Raw genomic sequence first — 12,688 nt, 5'->3', positions numbered from 1 at the left:
AACCGTCATGAAACAAGCACTCTCCCTGCCGCGCCAAGGCGGCATCCTGCGCCCCGCGCTGGTCGTCTTCGCCGCCCTGTCCCTGGTGACGGGCCTGGCCTACCCCTTCCTGACCACCGGCATCGCCGCCGCCGTGTTCCCGCACGAAGCGTCCGGCTCGCTGATCCGCCAGGGCGACAAGGTGGTCGGTTCGGAATGGATCGGCCAGTCGTTCAGCGCACCCCAGTATTTCTGGGGCCGGCCGTCGGCGACCTCGCCCATGCCGTACAACGGCGCCAACTCCGGCGGATCGAACCTGGGTCCGCGCAACCCGGCGTTGGCCGAGGCCATCCAGGCCCGCATTGCAGCGCTGAAGGCCGCCGATCCCGACAATCCCACGCCGGTGCCGGTGGACCTGATCACGGCTTCCGGCAGCGGCCTGGACCCGCACATCAGTCCGGCGGCCGCGGCCTACCAGGCCGCCCGCGTGGCCCGCGCCCGCAACCTGCCGCGCGACCAGGTCGACGCCCTGATCCTGGCCAATACCACCAAGCCCTGGCTGGGCGTACTGGGCGACCCGGTGGTCAACGTGCTGATGCTGAACCTGGCGCTGGACAAGCTGGCGCCGGTCAAATGAAGCGCGGGCGTATAGTATTGCCAGCCGTTCCCACCCTTCACCTGCGCGTCCATGGCTGACAATGCTGGCGAGCGTCCCGATCCGGACGCGCTCCTGAAAACCCTAGACGACGCCGCGCGCCAGGCGGTGCGCGGCAAGTTGCGGGTCTACTTCGGGTCATCGGCCGGCGTGGGCAAGACCTACGCCATGCTCGTTGCCGCCCGCGCCCATGCCGCGCAAGGGGCCCGGGTGCTGGCCGGCATCGTCGAAACGCATGGGCGGCGCGAAACCGCCGCCCTGCTCGACGGGCTGACGGTGCTGCCCCTGAAAGACGTCTCGTATCGCGGCCACTCGCTCAAGGAATTCGACCTGGACGGCGCGCTGGCAGCGCACCCCGACCTGGTGCTGGTCGACGAACTGGCGCATTCCAACGCGCCCGGCTCGCGTCACGCCAAACGCTGGCAGGACATCCAGGAACTGCTGGCTGCCGGCATCGACGTCTGGACCACGCTGAACGTACAGCACCTGGACAGCCTGAACGAGGCCGTCGGCAGCATCACCGGCGTGCGGGTCTGGGAAACCGTACCCGACGAAGTCTTCGACGCCGCCGACGAAGTCATCCTGGTGGACCTGTCGGCCGACGAACTGCTGCGCCGCCTGAAGGAAGGCAAGGTCTACCTGCCCGAGCAGGCGCGCCATGCCACCCGCAATTTCTTCCGCAAGGGCAACCTGATCGCGCTGCGCGAGCTGGCGCTGCGCCGCACGGCCGACCATGTTGACGATGACGTCCAGGCCTATCGCCGCGACCGCGCCATCGAACCGGTCTGGCGCACGCGCGAAGCCGTGGTTGCCTGCATCGGTGCAGACGGCGATGCGGAATACGTCATCCGCAGCGCGCACCGCCTGAGCCAGCAGCTGGAATGCGACCTGCACGTCGTCACCATCGACGTGCCGCGCGCGGCGCCCCCGCCGCAAGCGGAACAGGAGCGGCTGCAGCGCAGCCTGGCGCTGGCCGACTCGCTGGGCGCGCGCAGCGAGACGCTGGCAGGCGGCGACATGGTCGATGCCGTGGTGCGCTACGTGCGCCGCCACAACATCACCAAGGCCATCGTCGGGCGCACCCGCGCCAGCGGCCTGCAGCGTCTGCGGCTGTCGCTGTCCGCCCTGCTGAATGCGGCCCTCAGCCCCGGCTGGCTGTGGCGCCGTCACAGCTTCGCCGACATGCTGGCTGCCGGCTGCCCTGAAATCGACATCATCCGACTCGGCGCGCCGCCCCTGCCGGCGGCCACCGCCCCCGGACGCGATCCGCTGACGCTGGGCCGCCGTCAACGCCAGTCGGTGGACGAACGCGGCTCGCCGCCCTGGACCGGCTACGCCTGGGCACTGTGCTATTGCGCCGCCGCCACCGCGCTGTCGGCATTGGCATTTCCGGCCCTGCACCAGACCAACATCGTGATGCTGTTCCTGCTGGCGGTGGTGGCGGTGGCGCTGCGGCACGGGCGAGGGCCGGCGGCGCTGGCTTCCGTCGTCAGCGTAGGCCTGTTCGACTTCTTCTTCGTCCAGCCGCTGGCCTCCTTCGCGGTGTCGGACGTGCAATACCTGCTGACCTTCGGCGTGCTGCTGGCCGTGGGGCTGCTCATCGGCCAGCTCACGGCCGGCCTGCGCCTGCAGGCGCAAGCCTCGGTCAAGCGCGAAACCGACGCCCGCAGCCTGTATGAATTCGCGCGCGAACTATCGTCGGCACTGCTGCCCGAGCAGATCGTCGCGTCCGCAGGCGCCTTCGTCCACGCCACCTTCGGCTCGCGCTGCGCGCTCTACATCCTGGGGTTGGACGACCGCCTGAAACTGGCCTCGCCTGCCGCCGACGACATGCCGCCCCTGGAATCGGCGCTGGCCCAATGGGTCTACGACCACGGCCAGCCCGCCGGCGCCGGTACCGCCACGCTGTCCAACAGCGACCTGCTGTACCTGCCCCTGAAGGCCCCGATGCGCACCCGCGGCGTGCTGGCCCTGGCCGCGCCACGCCGCAGCCTGTTCTCGAATCCCGATTCACGTCGCCAGATCGAGGCCTACGCCACCCTCATTGCCATCGCGCTGGAACGCCTGCACTACGTCGAAGTGGCGCAGCAGGCCCTGGTGAGCATGGAATCCGAAAAACTGCGCAATTCCCTGCTGGCGGCGGTATCACATGACCTGCGCACGCCACTGACCAGCCTGGTCGGCATGACCGACACGCTGATGCGCCGCCAGGCCTCGCTGCCCGACGACATCCAGGACACCATCCGCGCCATGCGCGACCAGGCCCAGCGCATGCATGCCCTGGTTGCCAATCTGCTGGACATGGCCCGCCTGCAAAGCCGCGACACACCGCTGCGGCCGGAATGGCAGTCGATCGAAGAATTGGTGGGCGCATCCCTGGCGGCCATGCGCGAGGCGCTGGCCGCCCATCGCGTATCGGTCGACAGCCTGTCGGGCCTGCCGCTGGTCGAGTGCGACGGCGTGCTGATCGAACGGGTGCTGTGCAACCTGCTGGAAAACGCCGCCAAATACACCCCGGCCGGCAGCGCCATCCGCGTGCACGCCATGGCGCAGGACGGTGAACTGCGCGTCGCCGTCTGCGACAACGGCCCCGGCGTCGCGCCCGGCGCCGAACGCCGCATCTTCGAGAAATTCACCCGCGGCGAGCGCGAGTCGGCCACCCCCGGCGTCGGCCTGGGCCTGGCCGTGTGCGAAGCCATCGTCACCGCCCACCACGGCCGCATCTGGGTCGAGCATGCACCTGGCCAGCCGTCCGGCGCACAGTTCGTCTTCACGCTGCCGCTGGGCACGCCGCCCCCGATCCAACCCGAAATCGCCTGAGCCCGCCGTATGTTCGACTTTCAGCCTACCGTCCTCATCATCGAAGACGACGCCAATATCCGCCGCTTCGTGCGCCAGGCCCTGGAAAGCGAGGGCTGCGCCGTCTATGAGGCCGACACGGTCAAGCGCGGCCTGATCGAGGCGGGCACGCGCCAGCCTGACGCCGTGGTGCTGGACCTGGGCCTGCCCGACGAAGACGGCATGACCTTGATCCGCGAACTGCGCGGCTGGACCGAAGTGCCCGTACTGGTGCTGTCCGCCCGCACTGCCGAAGCCGACAAGGTGGCGGCGCTGGATGCGGGCGCCGACGACTACCTGACCAAGCCGTTCGGCGTCAGCGAACTGCTGGCGCGGCTGCGCGTGCTGCTGCGGCGCCATGCCCGCGGCGGCGCCGGCAGCGCAGCCGAAATCACCTTCGGCGAGGTGCGCGTGGATTTCGCCAAGCGCGTGGTCGAGCGCGCGGGCCAGCACGTGCACCTGACCGCCATGGAATACCGCCTGCTGGCCGCCCTGCTGGCGCACCGTGGCAAGGTCATGACGCACCGCGAGCTGCTGCGCGAGGTCTGGGGCCCTTCACATGTGGAAAGCAACCATTACCTGCGGATCTACATGGGCCATCTGCGCCAGAAGCTGGAAGCGGACCCCGCACAACCCGTGTATCTGCTGACCGAGATTGGCGTGGGCTACCGCTTCGCGGGATAAGCCTCGCATTGACACGCCTTTTACGCGGGGCGCAGCAGTCTTGTCTCGCCGTTTATGCCGCTTCTCCTATTGTGGCGATCCCGTCCAACACAGGAGAAGTCCATGCCCCGCAACACCCTGGCCGCGCTCGCACTGCTGGCCCTTGCCGCCCCTGCTTGCGCTGCCGATGCCCCCGGCGCCAGCGAACCGGCCCCCGAGTATTCGCTGACCGCCAACGTCACCCTGGCCAGCCAGTATCGCTACCGCGGCCTGATGCAGACCAACAACAAGCCCGCCATCCAGGGCGGCTTCGATTTCACCCACGCCAGCGGCCTGTACCTGGGCAACTGGAACTCCAGCATCAGCTGGCTGGGCGACAGCAACCATGACGTGTCCGCTCCCGTGGAAATGGATTTCTACGGCGGCTACAAGGGCAACCTGGCGCAAGACGTGCCCTTCGACCTGGGCGTGCTGCAGTACTACTATCCCGGCGACTACCCGTCGGGTTTCACCAGCCCCGACACCACCGAGCTGTATGCCGGCCTGGGCTATGGCCCGGTCATGTTCAAGTATTCCGTCGCCGTGACCAACCTGTTCGGGTTCGCCGACAGCAAGTACAGCCAGTACTTCGACCTGACGGGCAACTTCGACACCGGCATCTGGGGCTTGAGCGTCAACGCCCACGTCGGCCGCCAGACGGTGCGCAACGTCAATGACGGTTCGTACACCGATTGGAAGCTGGGGCTGACCAAGGACTTCGGCCATGGCCTGGCCGTGTCCGTCGCCTACCTGGACACGAATGCCGACCGCGCCGTCTACACCAACAGCCACGGCCGCTATATGGGCCGTGCCACGGGGCTGCTGTCCATCACCAAGACCTTCTGAGCCGGGCCGGGCGTTGACGCGCTTTTTACGCGCCGCGCCCGTATTTATCGGCAGGTTTTATGGTCCGCTTTCTATAGTGGAACCGTCATCAACCAACCGGATACGCGGTACGCCGCCCCGGCGGCGCCGCCCCGCAAACGCCATGATCCCCCGACAAGAACGCAGCAGGCCCGCCTCCTTTGATCGTCCGGCCCCTTCCCAGACGCCGAATGCCCCCGAGATGGTCTCGTTGACCGTCCGGATCGACACGCTGGACGCCTTGAAGGTGCGGCTGGCCCTGCACCGTGAACTGGGCGAACGCATCGGCGTCTATGTGCTCTCGGTGGACCATGCGCACGGCCAGAGCGTGCTGCAATTGCACTGCACCCAGGACCAGGTCGACGCCTTGATGCACGCGGTGATGTGCGGCCTGCCCCAGGCGGAATTCGGCCCGCTGCGCCGCGCCGCTGCCATCACGGTGCAGTAAGCCATGGACGCTCCCGTGCAAACCGCCTCTTTCGAAGGCCTCTGGCTGCCGATGGTCACGCCCATGCGCGGCGGCTACGTGGATTGCGAGGCAGCCCAGGCGCTGGCGCGCTACTACCGCAACGCCGGCATCGCGGGCCTGGTGCTGTTCGGATCGACCGGCGAAGGCAATCTGTTGGCCATTCCAGAAAAAATCGACATGATCGAGGCCATCCGACAAGATCCGCACGCCCTGCCGCTGGTGTTCGGCGCGGGTGGCGTCGACACGCGCGGCGTGGCCGCTGCGATCCGCCGCCTGGACAAATATGAACCGGCCGGCTATCTCGTGCCGCCCCCCTATTATCTGGGTCCTTCGCAGCAGGGCATCCTGTGGCATTACCGGCAGATCGCGTGGGCCACCCAGCGCCCCATCATCCTGTACAACATCCCCAAGCGCGTGGGCGTCACCATGACGGTCGAAACCATGGAGGCCCTGGCCTTGCTGCCCAACTTCAGCGCGGTCAAGGAATGCAATCCGCCCGTGCTCATGGCGCTGAACGCGCGCGGTCACCTCAATGCCCTCTGCGGCGAAGACCAGGCCCTGCTGGATCATTTCCTGGCAGGAGGCCGCGGCGCGATTCCCGCGGCGGCGCACCTGTTCCCGGAGCGCTTCGTCGAAGTCATGCAACTGGCTCGCGATGGCCATGCCGAAGCCGCACGCGAACTGTTCGAGCCGCTGCGCGGCCTGATCCGGCTGTTGTTCGCCGAGCCCAACCCCGCGCCCATCAAGCGAGCGCTGGCCCTGCAGGGGCTGATTGCCGACGAACTGCGCTTGCCCATGACCAGCGCAACCCGCGAACTCACGCCCCGCCTGCAACGCGCCATGAGCGTGGTGCAGGGCTCGCCTAGTAGGCTGCAGACAGCCTGAACACCGCCACCGCGCGCGCCAGGTCATCGGCCTGATCGTGCAAGGTGGCGGCCGACGCCGCAAACTCCTCGACCAGCGCGGCATTCTGCTGCGTCACGCTATCCAGATGCGTGACCGCCTGGTTGATCTGCTCGATGCCCACGCTCTGCTCGGCCGATGCCGTGGCAATCTCGCCCATCAGCGGCGCACTGGTGGCGGCCGATTCCAGCACGCTGCTCATGGTGGCGCTGGCCTGCTCCACCCGCAGGCTGCCGCGCGATACCGAGTCGGACGACGCCTCGATCAGCGTCTTGATTTCCTTGGCGGCGGTGGCCGAGCGCTGCGCGAGCGCGCGCACCTCGCCCGCCACCACGGCAAAGCCGCGGCCCTGCTCACCGGCCCGGGCCGCCTCGACGGCGGCGTTCAGCGCCAGGATATTGGTCTGGAACGCAATTTCGTCGATCAGGCGAATGATCTCGTCGATGCGCTGCGAGCTCTGCGAGATTTCACGCATTGCGTCGATCGCATGCTGGGTTTCTTCGCTGCCCTGGCGCGCCCGTTGCGCCGACTCACCCGCCAATGCGCTGACTTCGCGCACATGGTCGGCGCTTTGCCTGGCGGTCGCCGTGATCTGTTCGACGCTGGCCGCAGTCTGCTCCAGCGCGGCGGCCTGCTTCTCGGTACGGTCGTGCAGGTCCATGCTGCCGGCCGCGATCTGGCGCGACGCCGCCGCGATCGATCCGGTCGAATGCACGATACTGCGTACCGCCACGTCCAGGCGTTCCTGCATCAACGCCATGGCGTCGAACAGCCGCCCGATCTCGCCGCGGTGATGGCGCGAAATGATGCTGGACAGGTCGCCTTGCGCCACGCGTTCGCATACCGCCACGGCCTCGTCCAGCGGCCGGATGATATGCGAGCGGAAGAACCGCAAAGCCGCCGCCAGCAACAGTGCGAGCAGCACCAGCGTCACGGTGCCCTGGCGCCAAAGCGTCTTGAAGAAGGCCGCATCGACGTCGTCGACGTACAGGCCGGTGAATATCAGCCAGCCCCACTCCTTGTCGTAGGCCGCGTAGCTGATCTTGGGCAGCGCATCGTCGGCACCCGGCCTCGGAAAACGATATTCCACGAAGCCGCCACCGTCTTTGCCTTGGGCGTAGAGGTTCTCGAATATCGGCGCACCGTCGCTGTCCTTGATGGCGCGGACATTGGTGCCCACCAGCTTCGCGTCGGGGTGCACCAGCAGGGCATAGCCATCGTCAAACACGCCGACATAGCCATCCGCGCCATAACGCAGCTGGGCCAGCCGCTGCGCGACGTTGCGCTTGGCCTGCATCGCAGTCAATCCCTCGTCGACCGCGCGCTGCTTGCCGTTCTGCACGATGCTCGCAGCCAGATCCAGCACATGCCGCAGTTCCGTCTTGCGCTCGGCCAACATTTCGGCGCGCCGCTCCCACGCGTCCCAGGCGCCCAGCGCCAACACGGCTGCGCCGATGGCGAATACGAACCACAGCAGCTCTCGACGCAAGCTTGAATTACTCATAGCCCCTCTTCTTCAGGTCCCTCCGCACCTAATAACCAAAGGCAGCAGAATGTGACGGTTTATATATTGAGTGCCGTCAGAATACGGGGGAGTGGCAGGGTTTTCACCTACCAGAGGAAGGTCGCTTGATCTACATCAAGCCCGCATCGCATTTGCACGCGCCGCGCGCGGACGAAAAAAAACAAGGCTGCAAAGCCTTGTTTTTTCCTGAAGCACAGGGCCTTACGGCCCCGCCTATCGTTTCACCGCCAGGCGCTGCTGCGCCAGGCCGGTTCGTGCGGAGGTCAATGCGTACAACACCACGACGGTCACCGCATAGATCGGCACGCTGCGCATGTTGCGGAACATCATCTCGGACAGGCTGAAGGTGAAATACCCCAGGCAGAACAGCATGCCGATCTGAGCACCCACATGCACGACCGGATCGTCACTGCGGGATCGACGCCAGAACACCACTGCGGGAATCAGGTACAACGCCAGCATGCTCAGCAACCCCAGCGCCCCGTAGCCTGCCAAGGCCCCCAGCATATCGTTGTGCGGCTCGCCATAATCGGTCGATACGAGCTTGGTCACAATGCCTTTTTCTTCCATCTTGGCAAGCTCCGAACGGAAACTGGACCCGCCCACGCCAACAATGGGACTTTCCTTGAACATCAGCCAGGAGGCATTCCACAACTGGATACGAATCCCGACTGACGTGTCGCGTTCATCTTTTGCATAGCTGGTGACGTCAGTCAGTACCCCCCGCCAACGGCTTTCCGTGGAATTCCAGGACGCCACCGCCACCGCAGCCAGCAGGGCAATCATGGCGGCAACGAAATACGCCTTGACCCGCAAAGACCATTGCCGCTTGGTCACGAGATAGACGAAACCGAAAACCAGCAGCAGCACCCAGCTGCTGCGCGTCTGCGAGACCCACACACCGTAAACGGTCAGCGGCACGGCAAGGATCTTGAGCGCGGCTTCCAGCCTGGGCCAGGGAGACAGCTTCCAGGGCAACATCAGACAGGAGGCGAGCCCGAAGAACATCGTCAGATCCGCGAAAGCGACGGCGTTGTACTTGCCCCCGTAATCCGACACGGCGCCACGGCCCAATTCCGGCGTGGACATGATCACGACCAGCATGATGGCACCCGCGTATGCGCCAAACAGCAAACTCCATTGCACTTGCTGCAGCCAATTGCGCGGCACGCGCAACAGTACCCAGCAAACAGGTATTGCGAGCGCAAAACGCAGCAGCTTCTCGACCTCGGAAGAGCTCCAGATACCCAGATAGCTGCTACTGATCAGCATTGCCGCCCCGGGAGCAGCCAGGGCAATGGCAATGGCCCGCATCTCGCGAAATTCGAACGGCTCGTACCGACGGACCGCGTTATAGCCCAGCGCAAACAGGGCAATGATGGCACTCAGGTAGATGATGGCCGGGCCGCCAACGGCGCTGGTCAAGGCCAGGGCAGGCACCAGTAGCGCCAGGACGGCGATCGTAGGTAGACAAAAAGAAGGCATGGATCGCGTTGGTTTGACCAGTCCGACAAGAATCTGGCCGCAAGTTCAAGTCAGGAAGGTTCAGACCACGTTGCCGTCGTGCCGCCCCGAACAATGATTCGGTGCCCCCGGTGGTGGACGGAGGCTCGGCACGCAACGGCAATAATCAAAATCAGACCCGTTTCAGCGGGGACATCGACTTCTTGTAGTCCCGCGTCAAGCCCTCGAAGGCTGCCATGACGCTGCCCGGTCGCAGCCACTCGCGCCACAGCCGGTCACGCCAGCGGCCCCCGGGAATATAAACCGGATAGGCGATGCGAGACATCGACCAGCCGGGCCGCCACGCCTTGGTGCGCGTAGGCCGTCCCGTGAGGGTCAAGGTCGGCACACCGACACTCGAGGCAAGGTGCCCGATGCCCGACTCGTTGCCAATGAACCAGCCGCACTCATGGATGAATGCCGCCACGTCCGACAACGACGGAGACTGCTGGATCGCCAGGCCGGCGTCGGTGAGGCAGGTCCATTCCGCCCGCTCATGCGGCGCCAGGATGAACACCGGCTCGTATCCCTGGCGCTTGAGCCGCAGGCCCAGTTCAACGAAATGCCGAGGCGCCCAGCACCGTTGGGCTCCCGTGGAGGACGGATGCACCGCGACTCGCGTTTCGTAGTGACGATGGCGCCCCGCCACGGGCGGCCTCAATCCGATATCCGTGCCAGACAGGGGCAAGCCCAAGGCATCGCGACAGAAGTCGCTGATCTGATTGAGTTTCACGAAGCCCTTGCCGGTAATCACGACATGGGCGTCATAGTAGAAATAGGCCTTCGCATAGGCATGCAAGGCATAAGGCCAACCCACATGCATCTGGGCCGCGCAGTCGTAGTCGGCCAGCACCGCCGCGGCATCCTGCTCCGAGAGCGAGGGACGAATATCCAACCCGGGAAACCAGCTTCGCAGCCCATAAGCAAAATCGCCGAATATGGAGACCTCGCGCCCGTGCGCAACCAGATTGTGCGCCATAGTCATCATCAATAGCGTGTCACCCAGCCGGGGCGCCATCAAGAGCGCAATCCGCTTGGCGTCGCGCAGGCCGCCGACGCATGCCGGGGCATCGTAAGGCGGCATATCGGAAGCAGGTTTTGCCATATCTCGGAAAATCAGCGGAACTGAAGAATCGCCGCGAAGAAGGGACGAATTATACTGCCCCTGAACTAACAATTTGAATTGATTTGATGTATATGAACTTAATCAATCGCCAAGCGGCACCAGGTTTCCAATAATCGCCACGGCTGTCCGCCCGATTCAAAAAAAACCCGCAGGCCGGATTCGGCTTGCGGGTTTTTCCTGTAATGGCCGGACTTGCCTCGGATCACATGTTGTCGATCATGACCTGCCCGAAACCCGAGCAGGACACCTGCGTGGCCCCTTCCAGCAGGCGGGCGAAGTCGTACGTGACCTTCTTGGACAGGATCGATTTCTCCATGCTGGAGATGATCAGGTCCGCGGCCTCGGTCCAGCCCATGTGGCGCAACATCATTTCGGCCGACAGGATTTCAGAACCCGGGTTGACGTAGTCCTTGCCGGCGTACTTGGGCGCCGTACCGTGGGTGGCCTCGAACATGGCGACCGAATCCGACAGATTGGCGCCCGGGGCGATGCCGATGCCACCCACCTGCGCCGCCAGCGCGTCGGAGATGTAGTCGCCGTTCAGGTTCAGCGTGGCGATGACGTCGTATTCGGCGGGGCGCAGCAGGATCTGCTGCAGGAACGCATCGGCGATGACGTCCTTGACGATGATCTCGCGACCCGTCTTGGGATTCTTGAACTTGCACCACGGGCCGCCATCGATCAGTTGCGCACCGAATTCCTTCTGCAGCAAGGCATAGCCCCAATCGCGGAAGCCACCTTCGGTGAACTTCATGATGTTGCCCTTGTGCACCAGGGTCAGCGATGTACGATCGTTGTCGATGACGTACTGGGCGGCCTTGCGCACCAGGCGCTCGGTGCCTTCGCGCGACACCGGCTTGATACCGATGGACGAGGTGTTGGGGAAACGGATCTTCTTGACGCCGAGCTTGGTCTGCAGGAACTGGATCAGCTCCTTGGCCTGCTCGCTCTCGGCCATGTATTCGATGCCGGCGTAGATGTCTTCCGAGTTCTCGCGGAAGATGACCATGTTGGTCTTTTCGGGTTCGCGTACCGGCGAGGGCACGCCCTTGAAATACGCCACCGGGCGCAGGCAGACGTACAAGTCGAGCTGCTGGCGCAGCGCCACGTTCAGCGAACGGATGCCGCCACCGACCGGCGTGGTGAGCGGGCCCTTGATCGAGACCACGTAGTCTTTGACGACTTCCAGGGTTTCATCGGGCAGCCAGACGTCGGGGCCGTAGACCTTGGTGGCCTTTTCGCCGGCATAGACTTCCATCCAGTGGATCTTGCGCTTGCCGCCGTAGGCCTTCTGCACGGCCGCATCGACGACCTTGATCATCACGGGGGTGATGTCAGCACCGGTACCATCACCCTCGATATAGGGCACGATGGGCTGTTCAGGCACATTCAGCGAGAAATCAGCGTTGACCGTGATCTTCTGGCCCCCAGCGGGCACCTTGATATGTTGATAGGACATGAATGCTCCATTTGCTCCGGGTGGTTTTTCTGCACGCGCGCGCCGCATCGGCTGGCGTGCGGTCCGCGGGCCGCGCGGCCTGGCGAAACGCGCACTGGATGGCGGATAGCAACCAATTCTATATCGCATTGGCGGCTTCGGGCGGCCGCCACGGCGGCGGGCGGTAAAATAAAGCCCTCTCTAGCCCGTATGGCGTCCCCCAGATGTTCAACCCCTCCCGCGACCAAGTCCGCGAATTCTTCATCGAAACCTGGCGCAAGCACCGTGCCAACGAGGTCCTGACCCCGCTGGAAGCCATGGCCCTGGACTGGATCATCGAGCATCCCGAATACCACGGCGACCTCGAAAGCCCCGAAGCGATGACGGCGGAATACGCCGTGGAAAAGGGGCGCACCAACCCGTTCCTGCACCTGTCGATGCACCTGGCCATTGCCGAGCAGTTGTCGATCGACCATCCGCCAGGCATCCGCGCCGCCTACCAGCGCCTGGTGGCCCGCAGCGATGCCCACCAGGCCGCGCACGAGATCATGGAATGCCTGGGCCGTGTGGTCTGGGAAGCACAGCGCCTGGGTACGCCGCTGGACAGCGACACCTACATCGACCTGATCCGCCAGCGCGCCGAGCGCTGAGCCCCCCCGGAATCTGTGCCCCCAAAGCAAAAACCC

The 12,688-nt window shown here is 65.1% G+C and carries 11 protein-coding genes; 7 read left to right on the top strand and 4 right to left on the bottom strand.

Features of this window, described 5'->3' with window-relative positions; translation table 11 throughout:
* The first annotated feature begins 7 nt into the window (after positions 1 to 7).
* From kdpC to AC6LJ2_RS00675, 6 genes are all read left to right on the top strand, one after another.
* Positions 8 to 616 carry a potassium-transporting ATPase subunit KdpC gene (kdpC, locus tag AC6LJ2_RS00700; RefSeq protein ID WP_263914649.1) on the top strand — a complete coding sequence of 203 codons (609 nt, stop codon included), beginning with the start codon at positions 8 to 10 and terminating at the stop codon, positions 614 to 616.
* A gap of 51 nt (positions 617 to 667) precedes the next feature.
* Positions 668 to 3,454, top strand: coding sequence for a DUF4118 domain-containing protein (locus AC6LJ2_RS00695; RefSeq protein ID WP_498150526.1), 2,787 nt, complete (start codon positions 668 to 670; stop codon positions 3,452 to 3,454).
* 9 nt (positions 3,455 to 3,463) lie between these two features.
* The gene (gene kdpE, locus AC6LJ2_RS00690; protein ID WP_263914651.1) at positions 3,464 to 4,156 is read left to right on the top strand and encodes a two-component system response regulator KdpE; all 693 of its coding nucleotides are present in this window, start codon (positions 3,464 to 3,466) and stop codon (positions 4,154 to 4,156) included.
* Between the two features lie 102 nt (positions 4,157 to 4,258).
* A complete protein-coding gene (locus AC6LJ2_RS00685) occupies positions 4,259 to 5,020 on the top strand; it encodes a TorF family putative porin (protein WP_498150525.1) in 762 nt (253 codons plus the stop codon).
* A 142-nt stretch (positions 5,021 to 5,162) separates the two neighbouring features.
* Positions 5,163 to 5,486, top strand: a complete 324-nt coding sequence (locus tag AC6LJ2_RS00680; RefSeq protein WP_498150524.1) for a hypothetical protein — start codon at positions 5,163 to 5,165, stop codon at positions 5,484 to 5,486.
* A 15-nt stretch (positions 5,487 to 5,501) separates the two neighbouring features.
* Positions 5,502 to 6,392, top strand: coding sequence for a 4-hydroxy-tetrahydrodipicolinate synthase family protein (locus AC6LJ2_RS00675; RefSeq protein ID WP_498150523.1), 891 nt, complete (start codon positions 5,502 to 5,504; stop codon positions 6,390 to 6,392).
* On the opposite strand, the gene AC6LJ2_RS00670 is transcribed toward AC6LJ2_RS00675, so the two are convergent.
* The 4 genes from AC6LJ2_RS00670 to icd all read right to left on the bottom strand — a co-directional run bounded on the left by AC6LJ2_RS00670 (position 6,370) and on the right by icd (position 12,023).
* Positions 6,370 to 7,914, bottom strand: coding sequence for a methyl-accepting chemotaxis protein (locus AC6LJ2_RS00670; protein WP_498150522.1), 1,545 nt, complete (start codon positions 7,912 to 7,914; stop codon positions 6,370 to 6,372). The two genes, AC6LJ2_RS00675 and AC6LJ2_RS00670, sit on opposite strands and share 23 nt — an antisense overlap.
* A 234-nt stretch (positions 7,915 to 8,148) precedes the next feature.
* Entirely contained in the window at positions 8,149 to 9,420 is a 1,272-nt protein-coding gene (locus AC6LJ2_RS00665; RefSeq protein WP_498150521.1) for an O-antigen ligase family protein, read from the bottom strand.
* Between the two features lie 151 nt (positions 9,421 to 9,571).
* A complete protein-coding gene (locus AC6LJ2_RS00660; protein WP_498150520.1) occupies positions 9,572 to 10,543 on the bottom strand; it encodes a glycosyltransferase family 9 protein in 972 nt (323 codons plus the stop codon).
* A 223-nt stretch (positions 10,544 to 10,766) separates the two neighbouring features.
* Positions 10,767 to 12,023, bottom strand: coding sequence for an NADP-dependent isocitrate dehydrogenase (gene icd / locus AC6LJ2_RS00655; protein ID WP_263914658.1), 1,257 nt, complete (start codon positions 12,021 to 12,023; stop codon positions 10,767 to 10,769).
* A 203-nt stretch (positions 12,024 to 12,226) separates the two neighbouring features.
* Here icd and AC6LJ2_RS00650 point away from each other — a divergent pair, with 203 nt between their 5' ends.
* Positions 12,227 to 12,652 (top strand): DUF1841 family protein, encoded by a 426-nt coding sequence (locus AC6LJ2_RS00650; protein ID WP_025136878.1) that lies wholly within the window; start codon positions 12,227 to 12,229, stop codon positions 12,650 to 12,652.
* Positions 12,653 to 12,688: the final 36 nt, after the last annotated feature.

It is taken from the genome of Achromobacter sp. 1014246743, assembly GCF_059760725.1.
Note: the sequence above shows the minus strand (reverse complement) of the source record. Positions and strands in the feature narration are given on the sequence as shown.